At 45.0% G+C, this 17,081-nt stretch carries 18 protein-coding genes; 4 read left to right on the forward strand and 14 right to left on the reverse strand.

Annotated features, from left to right (window positions below; genetic code table 11):
- Positions 1 to 48: 48 nt before the first annotated feature.
- The 3 genes from HDC91_RS02985 to fdhD are packed head-to-tail and all read right to left on the reverse strand — an operon-like array spanning position 49 to position 3,567.
- A complete protein-coding gene (locus HDC91_RS02985) occupies positions 49 to 2,361 on the reverse strand; it encodes an FdhF/YdeP family oxidoreductase (RefSeq protein ID WP_183548318.1) in 2,313 nt (770 codons plus the stop codon).
- A complete protein-coding gene (locus tag HDC91_RS02990; RefSeq protein ID WP_183548320.1) occupies positions 2,358 to 2,714 on the reverse strand; it encodes a hypothetical protein in 357 nt (118 codons plus the stop codon). The genes HDC91_RS02985 and HDC91_RS02990 overlap by 4 nt, the downstream gene beginning before the upstream one ends.
- Positions 2,692 to 3,567, reverse strand: coding sequence for a formate dehydrogenase accessory sulfurtransferase FdhD (fdhD, locus tag HDC91_RS02995; protein WP_183548322.1), 876 nt, complete (start codon positions 3,565 to 3,567; stop codon positions 2,692 to 2,694). Before fdhD ends, HDC91_RS02990 begins: the two co-directional genes overlap by 23 nt.
- Before the next feature lie 97 nt (positions 3,568 to 3,664).
- On the opposite strand from fdhD, the gene HDC91_RS03000 reads away from it, so the two are divergent.
- Together HDC91_RS03000 and HDC91_RS03005 are read left to right on the forward strand one after the other, a co-directional pair.
- On the forward strand, positions 3,665 to 3,904 hold the full coding sequence (locus HDC91_RS03000; RefSeq protein WP_183548324.1) for a MoaD/ThiS family protein: 240 nt from the start codon (positions 3,665 to 3,667) through the stop codon (positions 3,902 to 3,904).
- 83 nt (positions 3,905 to 3,987) lie between these two features.
- On the forward strand, positions 3,988 to 4,407 hold the full coding sequence (locus tag HDC91_RS03005; protein WP_183548326.1) for a molybdenum cofactor biosynthesis protein MoaE: 420 nt from the start codon (positions 3,988 to 3,990) through the stop codon (positions 4,405 to 4,407).
- A gap of 118 nt (positions 4,408 to 4,525) precedes the next feature.
- On the opposite strand, the gene HDC91_RS19815 is transcribed toward HDC91_RS03005, so the two are convergent.
- Genes HDC91_RS19815 through moaA form a run of 6 tightly spaced genes read right to left on the reverse strand, consistent with a single transcriptional unit; the run spans position 4,526 to position 9,391 of the window.
- Positions 4,526 to 4,900, reverse strand: a complete 375-nt coding sequence (locus tag HDC91_RS19815) for a rhodanese-like domain-containing protein (protein ID WP_221262090.1) — start codon at positions 4,898 to 4,900, stop codon at positions 4,526 to 4,528.
- Positions 4,897 to 5,571 (reverse strand): HesA/MoeB/ThiF family protein, encoded by a 675-nt coding sequence (locus tag HDC91_RS19820; RefSeq protein WP_221262091.1) that lies wholly within the window; start codon positions 5,569 to 5,571, stop codon positions 4,897 to 4,899. Before HDC91_RS19820 ends, HDC91_RS19815 begins: the two co-directional genes overlap by 4 nt.
- Positions 5,561 to 6,742: an NTP transferase domain-containing protein gene (locus HDC91_RS03015; protein WP_221262092.1), complete on the reverse strand. Its 1,182-nt coding sequence runs from the start codon at positions 6,740 to 6,742 to the stop codon at positions 5,561 to 5,563. Before HDC91_RS03015 ends, HDC91_RS19820 begins: the two co-directional genes overlap by 11 nt.
- Positions 6,723 to 7,193 carry a cyclic pyranopterin monophosphate synthase MoaC gene (moaC, locus tag HDC91_RS03020; RefSeq protein ID WP_183548328.1) on the reverse strand — a complete coding sequence of 157 codons (471 nt, stop codon included), beginning with the start codon at positions 7,191 to 7,193 and terminating at the stop codon, positions 6,723 to 6,725. Before moaC ends, HDC91_RS03015 begins: the two co-directional genes overlap by 20 nt.
- Before the next feature lie 3 nt (positions 7,194 to 7,196).
- Positions 7,197 to 8,390, reverse strand: a complete 1,194-nt coding sequence (locus HDC91_RS03025; RefSeq protein WP_183548330.1) for a molybdopterin molybdotransferase MoeA — start codon at positions 8,388 to 8,390, stop codon at positions 7,197 to 7,199.
- 11 nt (positions 8,391 to 8,401) lie between these two features.
- A complete protein-coding gene (gene moaA, locus HDC91_RS03030) occupies positions 8,402 to 9,391 on the reverse strand; it encodes a GTP 3',8-cyclase MoaA (RefSeq protein WP_183548332.1) in 990 nt (329 codons plus the stop codon).
- Positions 9,392 to 9,473: 82 nt separating this feature from the next.
- Here moaA and HDC91_RS03035 point away from each other — a divergent pair, with 82 nt between their 5' ends.
- Positions 9,474 to 10,682: an XdhC family protein gene (locus HDC91_RS03035; RefSeq protein ID WP_370576784.1), complete on the forward strand. Its 1,209-nt coding sequence runs from the start codon at positions 9,474 to 9,476 to the stop codon at positions 10,680 to 10,682.
- Positions 10,683 to 10,687: 5 nt separating this feature from the next.
- Positions 10,688 to 11,278 (forward strand): NTP transferase domain-containing protein, encoded by a 591-nt coding sequence (locus HDC91_RS03040; protein WP_183548334.1) that lies wholly within the window; start codon positions 10,688 to 10,690, stop codon positions 11,276 to 11,278.
- Between the two features lie 55 nt (positions 11,279 to 11,333).
- Here the strand turns inward: HDC91_RS03040 and HDC91_RS03045 are convergent, their stop codons facing one another.
- The 5 genes from HDC91_RS03045 to HDC91_RS03065 all read right to left on the reverse strand — a co-directional run bounded on the left by HDC91_RS03045 (position 11,334) and on the right by HDC91_RS03065 (position 17,060).
- Complete coding sequence (locus HDC91_RS03045; protein WP_183548336.1) at positions 11,334 to 12,512, reverse strand: aldose epimerase family protein; 1,179 nt, start codon at positions 12,510 to 12,512, stop codon at positions 11,334 to 11,336.
- A 19-nt stretch (positions 12,513 to 12,531) separates the two neighbouring features.
- On the reverse strand, positions 12,532 to 13,581 hold the full coding sequence (locus tag HDC91_RS03050; protein WP_183548338.1) for a family 43 glycosylhydrolase: 1,050 nt from the start codon (positions 13,579 to 13,581) through the stop codon (positions 12,532 to 12,534).
- Positions 13,582 to 13,591: 10 nt separating this feature from the next.
- Complete coding sequence (locus HDC91_RS03055; RefSeq protein WP_183548340.1) at positions 13,592 to 14,461, reverse strand: HAD-IIA family hydrolase; 870 nt, start codon at positions 14,459 to 14,461, stop codon at positions 13,592 to 13,594.
- A gap of 110 nt (positions 14,462 to 14,571) precedes the next feature.
- Positions 14,572 to 15,609, reverse strand: coding sequence for a hypothetical protein (locus tag HDC91_RS03060; protein ID WP_202925339.1), 1,038 nt, complete (start codon positions 15,607 to 15,609; stop codon positions 14,572 to 14,574).
- Positions 15,610 to 15,701: 92 nt separating this feature from the next.
- Positions 15,702 to 17,060 carry a glutamine synthetase family protein gene (locus HDC91_RS03065; RefSeq protein WP_183548342.1) on the reverse strand — a complete coding sequence of 453 codons (1,359 nt, stop codon included), beginning with the start codon at positions 17,058 to 17,060 and terminating at the stop codon, positions 15,702 to 15,704.
- Between the last annotated feature and the right edge of the window lie 21 nt (positions 17,061 to 17,081).

The following is a 17,081-nucleotide window of genomic DNA, read 5'->3' on the forward strand; positions in this document are numbered from 1 at the left end:
TAAAGAGTGCAAGTGATGATATAAGCGGAAATTCATTGCTTACGTATTTTATCCCTGATGCTTTCTTATTTTGATAAACACAAGTTTACTGGTTGGGCAGTTGCTTTTATCGTCTACGCTGTTTATAGGCACTAAAACATTCCCTTCGGGATAATAGGTAGCGGTGTTACGTTTCGGAATATCGTACGGCACGATGATAAACAGGCGGGCAACACGTTCAATACCATCATAGTGGTTAAACAGGTCAACTTGATCTCCTGCAGCAAAACCCGCTTCTGTTATATCTTGGGTATTCATAAATATAACCCTTCGCTCGTTATGGATGCCGCGGTAACGGTCATGCAGCCCATAAATAGTAGTGTTAAACTGGTCATGGCTTCGTATCGTGGTCATCATATATTCATTATCGGCTATTTGCTTAACCGGTAGTTGCGTAATGCTGAAAGGCACCTTGTCCTTGAACTTCGCGGATTCATATTTTCCCTCGCGTGGCCCATTCGGCAGATAAAACCCGCCGGGAAGGCGTATACGCTGGTTGTAATTCTCAAAGCCGGGTATCACCTGCGCTATTACATCGCGTACAGCATCATAACTATTGGCATATTTGTCCCAGTCAATAACGGTGCGGTTACTTAAAGTGGCTTTTGCCAACTCACAGATAATTTGTGTTTCGTTTAGCAGGTCTTTTGATATAGGCTCCAATATCCCTTTTGACGACTGCACCACCCCCATCGAGTTTTCGCAGCTGATAAATTGGTCTTCGCCATTAACAATATCTTTGTCGCTGCGCGAGAGCGTAGGCAAAATGAGCGATTCAAGGCCGTGCACCAAATGGCTGCGGTTAAGTTTGGTAGAAACCTGCACGTTCATTTCAAGTTTGCGCATGGCCTGGGCAGTAAATGCAGTATCGGGTGTAGCCGAAAGAAAATTGCCCCCCATAGCAAAAAACACCTTCAGTTTGCCCTCATGCATGGCCTTTATAGCCTCCACTACATCATAACCGGCCTCGTACGGGGGGGCGAAGCCAAACACCTCTTTCAACCTGTCCAACTGTTTCTTTTTGGGCTTATCCCATATTAACATGGTGCGGTTACCCTGTACATTACTATGCCCGCGCACGGGGCATAAGCCCGCCCCGGCTTTGCCAATGCTGCCTTTAAGCAGCACCAGGTTTAGTATTTCCTTAATGGTTTCTACGCCGTTTTTATGCTGGGTAATGCCCATAGCCCAACAAATGATGATCTTGCTTTTATGGTTTATCATTTCTGCCGCCTGCCTAACCTGTTCAACCGGTACGCCGGCCGCGGCACATAAAGCGTCCAGGTTAAAGTTTTTTACGCGGTCAATAAACTCGTCATATCCAACTGTGGTGTTATCAATAAACTCCCGGTCGAAAACTTTGCCCGGTTCCTGTTGCTCAGCGTCATACAAAAACTTTTCTAAGGCTTTAAGCAGCGCCATGTCGCCATTGATCTGCACCTGTAAGTATAAATCGGCCAGTTGGGTACTAAATCCCATTACGCCTTTAACCGTTTGCGGATTTTTAAATGCCATTAACCCGGCCTCGTGCAGCGGGTTAATCGCTATTATTTTTGACCCGTTCTTTTTGGCTTTCTCTAAAGCGGTTAGCATCCGTGGGTGATTGGTGCCGGGATTTTGCCCCATAATTATGATCACATCTGCAGAGTAAAAATCGTTAAGGGTTACTGTACCCTTGCCAATGCCAATGGTTTCGCCTAAAGCCACGCTGCTCGATTCGTGGCACATGTTTGAGCAATCAGGCAAATTATTCGTGCCATACTCGCGCACAAACAACTGGTAAATAAACGAAGCCTCGTTGCTGGTACGACCCGATGTGTAAAACGCCGCTTCGTTCGGCGAGGCAAGTGCATTCAGCTTATCTCCAATTTTACGGAAAGCATCGTGCCAGGTAATTGGCAGATAATGTGTACCACCTTTTGGCAGGTACATAGGCTGCGCTATACGGCCCTTTTTGCCTATCTCCATATCATCCAGCCTGGCCAGGTCAGTTATAGAGTTCTGCGCAAAAAATTCGGGCGTCAGCTTTTTTGTAGTGGCCTCTTCGGCCAGGGCTTTTGCACCATTCTCGCAATACTCGGCCAAGGGGGAGCGGTCGTCATCAGGATCGGGCCATGCGCAGCTGGGGCAATCAAATCCGCCTTTTTGGTTCATGGTAAATAATGCCGCGGCCCCGCGCGTAACGCCTGTTTCTTCAAAAATATCTTTTAACGCCGCAGCTACAGCCGGCATTCCTGCCGCCCACTTTTTGGGTTCGGTAACCGTCAAATGGCGCAGTTCTTCGGGATTCAATGCCGCTGGTTGTTCGTTTTCATTTTTCATGACCTTGCAGCAGCTAAAGGGTTAGGATAATTATCACTTTGGTCTTCGTCAACATTATCAAGGCAGGTAAAATCTTTTTCAACCAATAAATGCAAGGCGTCGGTTTTGTGTTCGAAACCCACCTGATCGGTGCCTGTCCACTCGTTGGCTACCGTTTCAGGAACCAGCACGGTAATTATATTATTTTTGAAGGATGCCGATAGCAGGCTTCCGGGAGTACGTTGCAGAACGTAGGTGAGCGCATCATCACCTATGTGTACTTTCTCTTGAAAAATACCCTCGCGCGCAAATGCTGCTACCTCACTGCGCGTAAGCCTGTATCGTAGTCCGTTATTTTTTATACGTATCTTCATAAGTAGGTTTTAAAATGCGTTGCGGGGCTGTATAAATGTTAAATCGTTCCCCGCGTAAAAAGCCGGCCAGGGTAATGTTAAACTCCTGCGCCAGGTGTACCGCCAAACTCGACGGCGCGCCAACCGCGGCAATAATATTGATGCCGGCCATTGCAGCCTTTTGCACCAATTCGAAACTGGCCCGCCCGCTCAACAGCAAAACCGAGTTGTTTAACGGCAATGTATTTTGATCGAGCGCTGCGCCGATAAGCTTATCAAGCGCGTTGTGCCTGCCTACGTCCTCCCTAACGATTAGCAGTTCACCGGCTGTACTAAACAGCGCCGAGGCGTGTAAACCGCCTGTATCGGCAAATACCTTTTGATGTTCGCGGAGCGTATTAGGTAGCATTGTCAACAAGGTTGCATCAATTGCGTTGGCATCTGTTATATCGTTATTATAGCTGCTCACGGTGCGGATAGCGTTTATAGATCCTTTACCGCAAACACCACAGCTTGATGTAGTGTAAAAGTTGCGTTCGGTATTTTGCAGGTGCGGAACAATGTTTTCGGCAAGGCTAACTTGTATCACATTTTCGCGATTTTCAGCGCAAGCTATAAAGCAATGCGGCACCTTCTTTATATCCGAAGCGTTTTTGATGATGCCTTCGGTAAATAAAAAACCCTTGGCCAGTTCGGCATCATTGCCGGGCGTGCGCATGGTAACCGAAATATTCTGCACTTTGCGGTCGGCGACAGGGCCGTATTCCAGGCGAATCTCTAAAGGCTCTTCAATAGCAACAGCGTCATTAAGGGTTTCGCTTTCGCCATAGGTAAACCTGGTGACCGGTATTTGTGAAACAGCATTGGCAGCCATATTCAAATATACAATTTAGCGTAAAGCATTGTTCTTTATTTTGATACAACTAAATGGGTTATTGATGATATGAACAAGATTGTTGCATATTTGCGTTATGGAGATAACTGTGCTTGCATTCGGCATTGCCAAAGATATATTCGGGGCTTCAACGGTGAGGGTTAAATCAGAGGACGGTACAACTGCCGGCCTCAAAGCATCCCTGGAGAAAGAATACCCGAAGTTAAAACAGCTTGCCAGTTATATGGTCGCAGTCAACAATGAGTATGCACAGGACGGGTTGATCATCACCGAACGCGATGAAGTAGCGATAATACCGCCGGTGAGCGGCGGATAATACTTCTAGGAATACTCTTTGAAGAAGAGAACTTAAACCCTCTTTTCGAAGCGTAGCGGTTCACTCAAATTCAAGAAAACTAAATGCAAACCGATATACAAATACTTTCTACGCCCTTACATATCCAATCGTGCATTGACTGGGTGATGTCCCCCGATACTGGCGGGATAGATGTTTTTATTGGAACAGTAAGGAATGCCACAAAAGATAACAGGGTATTAAAACTTGAATTTGAAGCCTATAACAATATGGCTATCAATGAAATAAGGAAGATAATTAAACAGGCATCTGAAAAATGGCCGGTACAAAAAGTACTTGTGCATCACCGTACCGGCACATTACAGGTTGGGGAGGTGCCGGTAATTATAGCCGTATCTGCCGCGCACCGCGACGCTGCATTTGAAGCCTGCCGCTATATCATCGATACCCTTAAACAAACCGTACCTATTTGGAAAAAAGAGTTTTTTGAGGATGGTGAAGTTTGGGTAGCAGCGCATCCGTGACCGGGATTTTTACATCACGCGTCATCGCGAGGAGAGTAGAGACGTGGCAATCTTCGACAGAAAAGTCGGCAACAAGCATGTCGAAGATTGCCACGCTATCGCTCGCAATGACACTCTTTTACCAACTGCCCAAACCACCCTCAAGCGAATAAGCCTTAATACCCGGCAATTGCTGTTGAAGTAGTTTTACAGCTTCTCCGCTCCTTTTGCCTGAAGAACAATAGAATACATAGGTCTTCCCCGGCTTAAATTCATCCAGGTTATCTTCTAATTCATCCAGTTCAAAATGCAGGCCCCCGATGTTGTATTCATCCCGCTCCTGGTCGGTGCGGATATCAACCAATTCGACTATGTTATTATCAACACCCGCTTTGGCTTCGGCTGTAGTGATTGTTGGGATAATCGCGGTTTGCTGCAAAGCAGTAATATTAGTTTTGGTTGATGCGCCTATCTTAATGATGCGGCTTTGCATGGTTTGGGCATCGAAAATCAATATTTGCCTGTAAGCAGTTCGCCAGTGTTGGTTAGGTACTTTATCACCTCGTTAGCCTGCATACAACCAATTATCCCTGCGAGCGTAGGGATAACCCCGCCGACGGCACAATTAGGCACCTGTGTGGGATCTACCTGCGGAAACAGGTCGCGATAATTGGGTGAGCGGGTGCCGTCAGGATTAGACATATTCCAAACGGCAACCTGTCCTTCATACTGGTAAATCGCCCCATAAACTACCGGTTTCCCCGCAATCACCGAAGCATCATTTAGTAAATATCTCGTCTCAAAGTTATCAGTACCATCTACTATAACATCGTAACCGTCAATAACCTGCATTACGTTGTTTGAAGTTATTTTATCGATATGTGGTATCAATTTAACCTGTGGGTTTTGCTTTTGCAAACGTTCGCATACTACTTGAGTTTTTAACAACCCTACATCAGCCGGATCATATAAAACCTGCCTGTGCAGGTTGCTTATAGAAACCACATCAAAATCGGCAATGCCTAAGGTACCCACACCGCTTGAAGCCAGGTACTGGGCTGCGGGGCAGCCTAAACCCCCAGCGCCTACCACAAGTATTTTTGCCTGTTTCAATAACTGCTGGGCGGCCTCGCCGAAACCCGGCAATGCCACCTGGCAACTATATCGGGAGAGGTCAGGATGCATTAGTGTTGGCTATTTTTTGGTCAATGATCCGTTTTATTCTATCCATTTCTTCAGGTGTATTCACATTGGCCAGGGCATCAGGTCGAGCTGGTTGCAGCAGCGTAATATCACTATTGATAAGTACTTTACGCGGGCAGGAATATCCCTGTGCTAAAAATTGAAGTAAAGTTGGATAACTTTTTGGCTCATAAATAGTTATCAACGGTTCGGGGAAATCATTGTGGTCGCTTTTATAAGCCGTGGCTATGGTCGCTGTATTGCGGTTAGCGATCAGATGCTGTAATACATCCTCGTCTATCAAAGGCAGGTCGCAGGCTACAACTAACCATGCCCTATCGGGATGCTCCCGAAAGGCCGAAAGGATGCCGCCATACGGCCCGAGATTAGTAAACGTATCCGGCAGACTTAAATAACTGTTATCAATTTGCTGTTGCTGTTCGGCATCCCGGCAGGAGATAAAAACCTCATCACAATATTTTTTCAACAGATCGGCCATGTGGTAGCGCTGCTCTTTACCATACCAGTTAACCGCGCCTTTATCGTAACCCATGCGGGCGCTTTTGCCGCCGGCCAGAACAAGGCCGTTTAACACTGGCCTGGCTTGTTGCAATTTATTTTTGAAGAAATTGATGATCTGCGGGGTATCATTATTTAATTTTAGTGTCGGTATCTTCTGCCAGTTAGGTAAGGCTTCCTGTATAAAGTCGGGCACCTCGCTTGCGTTATCGGCAAATAAGAACAGCTCTACATTGCTTAATTGATCTAAACGCCTTTGCAGTGAGGCCCTTTTGTTGATATCGATAATCACTATCTGGGCCCTCGCCTGCTGGTGATTACCGTTTACCAGCACCAGATCCATAGCCAAAAACAACTCGCGCTGTGTAAACGGCGTTAAGGCAGCCTTATAATTTAACTGACTATGGTTAAGCTGATCGATATATTCAAGCGCAGCGCCGCTTGCCAGTTTGCCGGGCAAACCGATGATATCATCGTTATGTGAGGTATCGGCATAAGCGCATTGGTAATCAGGCGACAATGCGCTAATTACCTGATCGGCCAGGAATTTAATTACCGTGCATGGGCCGCCCAATATGGCCCACTCGTTACGGGCGAAATTACCCATAACCGGGCGTATTAAGGCAGTATGCTTTTTACGGTCGTTTAAAGTCACGTTTCCCTCCCGTTTTTTCTATCAGTTTTGTTTCTTTAATGGCGATATCATGGCTCATGGCTTTGCACATATCATATACCGTGAGCGCCGCTATTGAGGCACCAACCAGCGCTTCCATCTCAATACCGGTTTTAGCGGTAATGGTTGCTGTGCATTCAATTAACACTTCGTTGTTTTCAGATAACTCAATCGTTATCTTGCAATTATCCATACCCAACGGATGACAAAGCGGTATCAGTTCGCCGGTTTTTTTGGCGGCCATGATACCAGCTACGATAGCCGTTTGAAATACCGAACCTTTTTTGCTTTGCAATTCGCCATCTACCAGGTGCTGTAAAACTTCGGCAGGTAGCACCATAACACTTTGCGCCGTGGCCGTACGGTATGTAACCGGCTTTTCGGATACATCAACCATGGCGGGGTTATTTTGGCTATCTAAATGACTGAGCATATCTTAAAATTTTATTACCGGGAAAGCCTCTCCTGCCTTAAACACACTGGGTTCCATGGGCAGTTCCATAAACGCGTCGGTATCAGCTAAGTTAGCAAAATCTCCCGAGCCGTTGCCTTCTACAGGTTCGGCAGTTATTATCCCTTGTTTTGTAATGTTAAGTTTTACCTGCAAAAAGTATTTTAGCGGCGGCGTAAAAGTTACGTCTTTAGTTAGCTGCGCATACACAAGAGGTTTTCCGGATATGCCAAGGCAAGCGTTCAGCCACAGCAAAAAATAGCGGTGCACGCACATAAACGTTGCCACCGGATTACCGGGGAATGCGAACACCAACACGCCATTGTTATGCTTGCCAAACCAAAATGGTTTGCCGGGGCGCTGCGATACTCTATGAAACAGTTTTTTTACCTGCAGATCTTCTAACGCCTGCGGTATGTAGTCGAACTTACCCATGCTTATGCCACCACTTAGCAGTATTACATCGTAATTTTGCAAGCAGTTTTGTATCTGCTGTTTAGTGACATCAGCGTCCTCTGCGATATGCTCCATATCTGCGTTTATGCCATATCGCTTTAACACAGCTTTAATGGTATAGTTATTTGATCGTCTGATCTGAAAATCAGACGGGTTATCGGCAACATCTACAAGCTCATCTCCCGATGATATGATCACCACCCTCGGCATAGTTTTAACGCGTAACACGGGCTTGCCTACTGATGCAGCCAAACCTGAAATAGCGGGCGTTATTACCCGGTTTGCGGCAGCAACCACTTCACCCTTCTTCTTATCTTTTCCTTTTTGATGGATGTTTTGCCCCGGTTTTACATCGATGGTTAAAACCTTTGCCATACCATCTGATATAATAATATCCTCGTAGCGAATCACGGTATCTGCGGTTGATGATAATGCCGCTCCGGTCATGATCTCAATACATTCGTATACGGTATCAATATTAACAGGTTCATCGCCCGCCGCCTGGGTAGCTTTTATGGCAAATGTTGTGATACCCATTTCAATTGCCTCATATGCTATCGCGATGCCATCCATGGTAACCCTGTTAAATGGCGGCAGATCACGGTCGGTTTTTATATCTTCAGCCAGGACACGGCCTAAAGCCAATTCAAAAGGAACGGTTTCGTTACCATAATCATTTAATTGGTCGAGTATAAGTTGCTCGGCTTCTTCTACCGTTATCATATATTCCCTTTTTAACCGCCAATAGTGGCCATAGATTCGTGAAAGTTAGGGTTTTCTAACCGCTTTTGCTCGGCTTGCCAGCCGTCCTTTTCGCGGGTATTAAAGGTGAGGCGCAAGGTTTCTTCCAGTTCTGCGTCCTTTACACCCAGGCGCATCAAATCTTTAATATTTAATACGCCATCATCATAAAGGCAATTTTTTAAAATACCCTGCGGCGTTATCCGTATGCGGTTACAGGTGCCGCAAAAGGTACGTGAGTATGCGGCGATGATACCTACGCTACCCTGGTGGCCCGGCACGTGGTAATTATAAGCTGTGGAATATAGCGGGTCGGGCGTTTTTTGTATGCCGGGGAACGCCTGCTTTATCGCCTCCAATATCTTTACATAATCCCACACAATGCCGCTGTAGCTATGCCCCTCGCCGTTAAATGGCATTTCTTCAATAAAGCGCACACTTACCGGCAATTGCCTGGTTAACTCGACCAATGGAATAATATCCTGCGTGTTTTTACCCGCCATTACCACGGTGTTTATCTTCACATCTATATCGTGCTTTAACAGTTGCTCCATGGTTTCCGTTACCGCAGCAAACTCATCGCGGCGGGTAATGGCAAAAAAGCGGTTAGCATCCAATGTATCCAGACTCAGGTTTACCGAGCGCACGCCTATACGTTTTAACTCTCCTACGTAGGGCGCGGTTAAAATGCCGTTGGTGGTAAGGGTAAGTTCTTTTAAACCATCCAGTTTTGACAGGGCTTTGAGCAGTTGCATAATATCCTTGCGCACAAATGGCTCGCCACCAGTTATACGTACCTTTTCGATGCCCATCTTAACCATCAAAGTACATATATGCAGTATTTCTTCGTAGGTCATTAACTCTGTTCGCGACAGCCAGTCTAAGCCTTCTGCAGGCATGCAATAGAAGCAACGCAGGTTACAGCGGTCGGTAACAGCCAGCCGCAGATAGTTTATTTTTCGTCCGTGGTTATCTAAAAGCAAATGATGTTTATTTTGTTAACCCCGGCAATGAGCTGGAGTTTGGTAAAGGTAAGGATTACAAAGCTTTTTAATTGTTGTTAATGTGGCTAATAAATGGCTTCAGAAACTTATTTTTGAAGAAAGATACTTTGTGAAGGAATTAGAGGACATAGTACAGGCATTTGACGCCGCGCAAAACGCAGGTATGCAAAGCGCGTTGGCAACGGTAGTGCATGTAGAGGGTTCATCGTACAGGCGTGCCGGTGCGCGTATGCTTATCACCGATGATGGGCAGCTTACCGGTGCTATAAGCGGTGGCTGCCTGGAAGGCGATGCGCTACGCAAAGCCCGGCTGGCCATAGCCCGGCAAGCACCTATGTTGGTTACGTACGATACTACGGACGATGATGACGCAAAATTTGGTGTCGGGTTAGGCTGTAATGGCATTATTCACATATTGATTGAGCCGTTAAATGTGGTTTTGCCTAATAACCCTATAAACTATTTCAGACGGTTTTTAAGCGAACGAAAACCGGTTGTACTAATTACTGTTTTTGCCCTGAACGATAAACAAGCGGCGCAACCCGGTACCTGCGCTTTAATGACCGGAGATGGAAAAGTAACTGGCGCCTTTCCGGATGGTATAATTGAAGATGTTATTTTAACGGATGCTGCCGATGTGCTAAAAAAGGGCGATTCGGTTACCAAAACTTACATTTACGCAAACAGGTTCACTTGTTTTATCGAGTTGCTTCAACCGGCTGTATCGCTGATTATAGTTGGGGCCGGTAACGATGCCATACCGCTTACCAAACTGGCCGGCGTTTTAGGCTGGCAAATTACAGTTATAGATGGCCGGGCAAATTATGTCGTGGCAGATCGTTTCCCCATGGCGCATACCTTAATAGTAAGCAGGCCCGACCAGGCTTTGGCTCAACTTCATTTAGATAATCGCACCGTTTTTGTGTTAATGACCCATAACTACAATTATGATAGGGAGATGCTGAAACAGCTACTGCCATTGCAATTGTCATACATCGGCGCGTTAGGCCCTAAAAAGCGCCTTATTCGTATAATAGAAGAACTTCAGGAAGATGGCCTTGATATAACACCTCATCAATTAAATAACGTTTATGGCCCAGCCGGCTTAGACATAGGGTCGGAAAATGCCGAAGAGATCGCTTTATCTATCATTGCCGAGATTCAAGCGGTTTTAATGAGACGAAACGGGTCGTCATTGCGATACAAAACATCTGCCCACAGCACTCAAAACCTGCAAATGGTACAGAGCCCTTTATCCACAGACGCTTAAAGACCATGACAGCCATTGTTATCCTCGCAGCGGGCGCATCTACACGGATGGGTTCACCAAAACAAAATTTGGTATATAAAGGTCAAACACTTTTACAACACGCTATAGCTAACGCTTTATCTGTTACCGAAACGGTGATGGTAGTTTTAGGCGCTAATCATGGGGATATCGAATATTCCATCAAAGATCAGCCGGTTAATATCCTGTATAACTCCAACTGGCATGCGGGGATGGCTACATCCATCAGCCTTGCGGTTGAAACATTGCTTCGCGACTACCAGAATGTAAAATCCATAATTTTCATGCTTTGCGATCAGCCGTTTGCAGATAAAATACTATTAGAACGATTTATCACGGTCGCCCGGGATGACAATAAAGGCATTGTTGCGTCAGTATATAACGGTACGGTTGGTGTGCCGGCTTTATTCAAGCAAAAGTATTTCCCTTATCTGCTGGCGTTAAAGGGTAAGGAAGGCGCCAAAAAACTTTTGCAGCAACATACAGATGATGTATTACCCGTGCCATTCCCGCTAGGGAGTGTTGATATTGATACGGTGAAAGATTGGGAGATGTTTAACCAACACAAATCTGTCTAAAACAAAAAGAGACGCTAAATATCGCGTCTCTTTTTGTTTTAATTGTCGGGGTTCTTTATTTGACTACCGAAAACTTATAGATAGATTGTGTTTTATACGTTTGTCCCGGCTTTAATTCGGTCGACGGGAACGTAGGCTGGTTAGGCGAATCAGGATAGTGCTGGGTTTCCATCGCGAACGAGGTACGAAACTCGTCCTTTTTACCACCCTTCATCACGTTTTGTGCCTGCATAAAGTTACCGCTGTAAAACTGTAAAGCAGGTTCTTCGGTAAAAATTTCCATTTTGATACCGCTTTTGTCGCCAATAACGGTGGCAACCGGCGTGGTGATATCATGCTGGCTTAATACAAAATTATGGTCGTAGCCTTTGCCGTCTTTTAACTGCACGTTATCGGTATTGATTCGTGCCCCAATGGTAGCAGGCTTTGTAAAATCGAAAGGAGTACCGGCAACGGCCTCTATTTTACCTGTTGGTATAAGCGTGCTGTCTACCGGTGTATAATTATCCGCATTGATCTGTACCACATGATCAAGTATGGTGCCGCTGCCTTCGCCATTCAGGTTAAAAAAAGCGTGGTTGGTTAGGTTAACAACGGTGTTCTTATCGGTAGTCGCCGAGTAACTTACCTTCATGGCGTTATCATTGGTAATCTGGTAAGTGACTTTCACCTTAAGGTTGCCCGGGAAACCGCCCTCCATATCTTTGGCCAGGTAGCTCAGCTCTAAGGTAGCGCTGTCTGTCTGTTTGGCATCCCAAACTACCTCCTGAAAACCTGGATGGCCGCCGTGCAGCGTATTTGGCCCGTTGTTGGTAGCTAGCGTATATTCTTTGCCATCTAACTTAAACTTGCCTTTAGCTATCCGGTTACCGTAACGGCCTATGGTAGCGCCGTAATAAGGTTCTTTTGAGTTGATAAAGCCGTCTACATTCTCGAATCCTAAAACCACGTCTGTCAGTTTGCCATTCTTATCGGGCACTAAAAGGCTTACTATGCGTCCACCATAATTGGTAACAGCTGCCTCCACCCCATTTTTATTTTTTAGGATGTATAAATGAGTCTGTTTGCCATTAATGGTTTTTTCGAACGCTGATGCCTGTGGTAAATGTGGTGTAGTGGCGGTACTGTCTGTCATGATAGGTGTATTTTTTTTAGCAGATTGGTTGCAGGCCATAATAAGTAAACTGCCTGCTACCACTAGTGCCAAAGTTGGTTTTTTAAGTGTATTTCGCATAATATTTATAATTATTGGTTTACTTTCTTTGTGATGGTATAGGTAAAGCAACGCCTTCTTTAACCGGTTCGCCAAAATTTGGCGAGCCGTCTTTGTTCCAGGTAAACTTTTGCATCCGCGGCGAACGGTAGCCACCGCAACCTTGCCCTGGTTTTGAATTGGCGTGATACAGTATCCAGTCTTCCTGCCCATCAGGAGATTTGAAGAACGAGTTGTGCCCGGGCGCATATACGCTATTCTTACCAGACATTTTAAAAACCGGCTTTGCAGATTTCTTCCAGGAACGTGCATCAAGCAAATTGCTGTTTGCCGACGCAGTAAGCATACCCAGCGCATAAAAGTCTGTCCAACAGCCGCTGGCTGAGTAAACCAGGAAAATCTTATTATTGTGCTTTAATATCTCGGGGCCCTCGTTAACATTAACATGCGGTGGGTTGTTGGCGTCGTGCAGGTCTCCGTATTTTTCCCACTCATACAATGGGCTGGATATTTTTACTCTGTTACCATCAACCGTCCATGGGTTTTTCATTTTGGCAATATAAATATCCTGCTGCCCGTTCTCGTCGCCTTCCCATCCGGCCCATATCAAATAAAGCTGCCCTTTGTGACTAAATACCGAACCATCTATAGCCCATTTATCTGATGGGTCGCTTAGTTTGCCCTTTAATGTCCACTCACCTTCCAAAGGGTCGGCCGAAGCATTTTCTAATACATACAACCGGTGATGGTTGTTGTTGCCGTCGTCTGCAGCAAAATACATATACCACTTATGGTTTATGTAGTGCAATTCGGGCGCCCAAATTTCTTTAGAGTATAAAGTATTTGCAGGCGGTGTCCAAATTGTTTTTTGCCTGGCGGTTTTCAAATCCGCCAGGTTTTTGGTCTTCCATATTACCAGCTTATTTTGCAGCGAATTGGTGTAATAGTAATACCCTCCCTGATATATAACCCATGGGTCCGCGCCGGACGGAAGCAATGGATTGGTAAATGTTTTTTTGTACTGGCTAAATGCGGGTATAGCAAGCAACATGAGTATAAATAGCAAAAAATTTGAGGTTTGTCTCTTCATATTCATCATCTTAAAACGCCAAAACATCCGGCCCTAATACGGCGCTGTTACAAATATATGTAGGCACTATGCCGGTGGCCGCTATGCGGTTGTCCGCATCGGCGGGTTGTGTGTTCCCAGTTAAAACCAACACCGTGTCAAGCCCAAACTTGTTACCTCCAATAATGTCGGTCTGAAGCGTATCCCCGACCATTACTATCTGTTTTTTGCTTATCTGGCGGTAATCGCGTATCAGGTCGTAAGCAAACATAAACATCTGCGAATCGGGCTTACCAAAACGAATAAACTGTTTGCCTACTATAGCTTCGATCATGCCTGCCAGGCCCCCGATGGCGATGCCAACATCATTTTTTGATACAGGATAGGCGTAATCAGTGTTGGCCACGATAGCCGGTATAGTGCGTTTACGCAGCAGGTTAACTGTTTTATTCAGGTCGTCGCACCAGTCGAAGCCTTCATCGTCCATAAAAACCAGCACGTTTACTTTATCAATATTGGTGCTATTGATATCGCGTACCGGCAGGGTAGCCAATCCGGCGCTTTCCAGGTAATGTGCAGAATCGTCGGTACCCAGAAAGGCTACGATGCCGTCGTTTACTTTAAGGTCAAGATATTCCTTGGTCAGCATACCCGAGGATATGATCCTGTCGGCAGTTACTGTATACAAGCCCTTGTCATGATATGATTGCGCTAACTGGCCAGTGCTGCGCGATGCATCGTTGGTTACTATATAGTATTCTTTTTTTTGTGATAGCAGGTAATCAAATGTCCGCTCTATACCCGGCACCAGGCCGCTATGAGTTTTTAAAACACCAAACGCATCAAAAAAAATAATTTCGTAACGGTCAATTATCGATTTAAAATCTTCAATGCGCTTCATTTACTCTTGTGTGTTAACGGGCAGCAATTATTAGTATCACAAACGTTTAGTACTATAGGAAAATGCTAAAATATAAATGTTTGATAAACATTTATAGCGTTAATATACTTTTAATTCAACCCCAGTGCTTTAATTATTTTTTCGCCATCAAATTCCCGGTCAACCGATGGTAAATATATTTCCAGCGCTTCGGCCTGCAGCTTTTTAGCGTATTGTTCATTAAAAAAGTATTTCCCGTCCTTAATCACGTAATTAAGAATGAAAAAACGATAAGCTTCTTTTAAAAACCGTATTTCGTCGGCAGTTACAGGGTTAACCCGGTGATATTCTTTCAGAAAGGTGATAAACCTGTCTTCCATCATTGGCCCTATCACATAACTGAATACGGTACGATCGCCGGCATCAGATACCACACGGCTAAAAAAGTAAAAATCGAGCAGGCGATAACTCATCCTGAACCAATCGTAATCCCAGCGCGAGTAGAGCTCAAGATCGGGCGTCACCGAAAAGTTCCCGATATTCCAATCGATAAAAACCGGTATGATCTCGAAAGATTTCATATCGTACCTTGATCTGTTCTTTAAGAACTCTTCACAATGGTGTTTTAATAGTTCAACCTGGGCAGGTGTGCCAAATTTGCTTCCGTTTTTATCCAACTGCCGCTGCAGATCATAAATATCTGTACGCAATGTTTTTGATGATTTAGGTAAAACGTTTTTTACCCGCGAACAAGCTTTATGAAATTTACCTAATTGTATGCCCAGCTTTTTTATCTGTTCATCGTTAAGGCGGCGCGGAAGCCTGTTTAAAATGCGGGTTGGGTTGTAAAAAACCACCCACGCATCGTCTTTACCGTGTTTGTAACGGTACACATACACCCGGTTATTCTTCAAGAGTGACTTTGATAACAGGTTCTCGAACGGGTAAAGCAAGTTGTTTGATAACGATTGAATGATACGATGATCCTCTTTGAAATGTTCAAACTTCCCAAAAAACGAAAGTTTGGCAATAATAATATCTTCGTCATCAAACGTTATACGGTATACATGGTTTGTAGAAACCATAGCGCTGATATCCTCGATATCCCTTATGGTTTTTGATTTATCGTAGCCTTCCCAGGCCGATTTTATAATTAGATGAAAGTCCATTACCGGGATTAAGCTGGTTTTCGCTATTTACAGGATTATGGTCCTGTTCTGTTTGTTCGATTACGATCTTTAATTTACGGGGCTAATATAGTTTATATACTTTCAAAATACCTCTTCAACTCCCAATCGCTAACACTTCTGGCATATTGGCGATGCTCCCATATGCGGGTGTTGGTAAAGTGCTGTACAAAACCCTCTCCAAAAAGTTCGTTGGCAATATTAGATTTTTGCATGGCAACAGCTGCGTCGTACAAACCGGTGTGCAGAACGCCATTGCTTATATCCTGATAGCCGTTACCTGTAGTTGCCGTTATATGCAGCTTTAATTTGTTTTTAATACCGTATAAGCCTGACGCCAACGCAGCGGCCATAGCCAGGTAGGCATTCGTATCGGAACCGGGGATGCGGGTTTCTAAACGGGTGGATGATTTTGACGAGTTGATAATACGCATAGCTGTAGTGCGGTTATCTATACCCCAGGTTATGGTGGTTGGGGCCCATGCACCTTCTACCAGGCGCTTATAGCTATTAATAGTTGGCGCATACATAGGTAGCAAATGCGGTAAACAATATAACTGGCCTGCAAGGTATTGTTTAAAGGTATCGCTCATTTTGCCGGCATCACCATCGTCATAAAATAGATTATCGGACTGGTCACTACTCCATAAGCTTTGGTGGATATGACCTCCGCAGCCAGGCAAGTCCTGGTTCCATTTGGCCATGAACGACGCGGTTATGCCATGCCTGGCAGCTATATCTTTAACTGCCGCCTTAAATAAAACAGCTTTATCAGCTGCATCTAAAACGTCCGAGTGGGTTATAGCGGCTTCGTAAACCCCCGGTCCGGTTTCGGTATGCAGGCCTTCTATTGGTATATTAAATTGAGTCAATAAATTAAAAAGATCGTAATAAAACGCACTGTTTTGCGAAGTGCGCAATATAGAATAACCAAACATACCCGGCGATAAAGGCTCGAGATTGGTAAAGCTTTTTTGCTGTAACGTTTGCGGCGATTCTTTAAAATTGAACCATTCAAACTCCTGCGTAAATGCGGCATGGTAACCCATATCTGTGCATTCACCTGCAATTTGTTTAAGCAGGCTACGCGGACAAGCTGCGACAGTATCGCCTTTAGGACCTGTGAAATCAGCCAGAAAGAAAGGGATATCCCCTTCCCACGGAACTGTACGGAAAGTACTAAGATCTACATAACACTGCCTATCCGGATAACCGCTATGCCAGCCGGTAAGGTCAACATTGTCATAAGTTGCATCGCCGCTGTCCCATCCAAAAACAACATCGCAAAAGCCGTAGCCATGCTGCAGGCCATCTACAAACTTTTGGGTGCTAATAACCTTACCCCGTAGTATACCATCGATATCAGCAAAAGCGAACTTTACTTTGTTGACGTTATTTTCTCTTAAATAAGCTATAGCCTGTTCGGAATTCATGGGTGATGATATAAAATGCCA

The sequence above is a fragment of the Mucilaginibacter sp. AK015 genome, assembly GCF_014200785.1.
Classification (GTDB): domain Bacteria; phylum Bacteroidota; class Bacteroidia; order Sphingobacteriales; family Sphingobacteriaceae; genus Mucilaginibacter.

What these genes read in the sequence shown, in the direction of transcription:
- HDC91_RS02985 (WP_183548318.1), bottom strand. Translation starts at nt 2,361, where the DNA reads ATGAAAAATGAAAACGAACAACCAGCGGCATTGAATCCCGAAGAACTG.
- HDC91_RS02990 (WP_183548320.1), bottom strand. Translation starts at nt 2,714, where the DNA reads ATGAAGATACGTATAAAAAATAACGGACTACGATACAGGCTTACGCGC.
- fdhD (WP_183548322.1), bottom strand. Translation starts at nt 3,567, where the DNA reads ATGGCTGCCAATGCTGTTTCACAAATACCGGTCACCAGGTTTACCTAT.
- HDC91_RS03000 (WP_183548324.1), top strand. Translation starts at nt 3,665, where the DNA reads ATGGAGATAACTGTGCTTGCATTCGGCATTGCCAAAGATATATTCGGG.
- HDC91_RS03005 (WP_183548326.1), top strand. Translation starts at nt 3,988, where the DNA reads ATGCAAACCGATATACAAATACTTTCTACGCCCTTACATATCCAATCG.
- HDC91_RS19820 (WP_221262091.1), bottom strand. Translation starts at nt 5,571, where the DNA reads ATGCATCCTGACCTCTCCCGATATAGTTGCCAGGTGGCATTGCCGGGT.
- moaC (WP_183548328.1), bottom strand. Translation starts at nt 7,193, where the DNA reads ATGCTCAGTCATTTAGATAGCCAAAATAACCCCGCCATGGTTGATGTA.
- HDC91_RS03025 (WP_183548330.1), bottom strand. Translation starts at nt 8,390, where the DNA reads ATGATAACGGTAGAAGAAGCCGAGCAACTTATACTCGACCAATTAAAT.
- HDC91_RS03040 (WP_183548334.1), top strand. Translation starts at nt 10,688, where the DNA reads ATGACAGCCATTGTTATCCTCGCAGCGGGCGCATCTACACGGATGGGT.
- HDC91_RS03045 (WP_183548336.1), bottom strand. Translation starts at nt 12,512, where the DNA reads ATGCGAAATACACTTAAAAAACCAACTTTGGCACTAGTGGTAGCAGGC.
- HDC91_RS03050 (WP_183548338.1), bottom strand. Translation starts at nt 13,581, where the DNA reads ATGAAGAGACAAACCTCAAATTTTTTGCTATTTATACTCATGTTGCTT.
- HDC91_RS03055 (WP_183548340.1), bottom strand. Translation starts at nt 14,461, where the DNA reads ATGAAGCGCATTGAAGATTTTAAATCGATAATTGACCGTTACGAAATT.
- HDC91_RS03060 (WP_202925339.1), bottom strand. Translation starts at nt 15,609, where the DNA reads ATGGACTTTCATCTAATTATAAAATCGGCCTGGGAAGGCTACGATAAA.
- HDC91_RS03065 (WP_183548342.1), bottom strand. Translation starts at nt 17,060, where the DNA reads ATGAATTCCGAACAGGCTATAGCTTATTTAAGAGAAAATAACGTCAAC.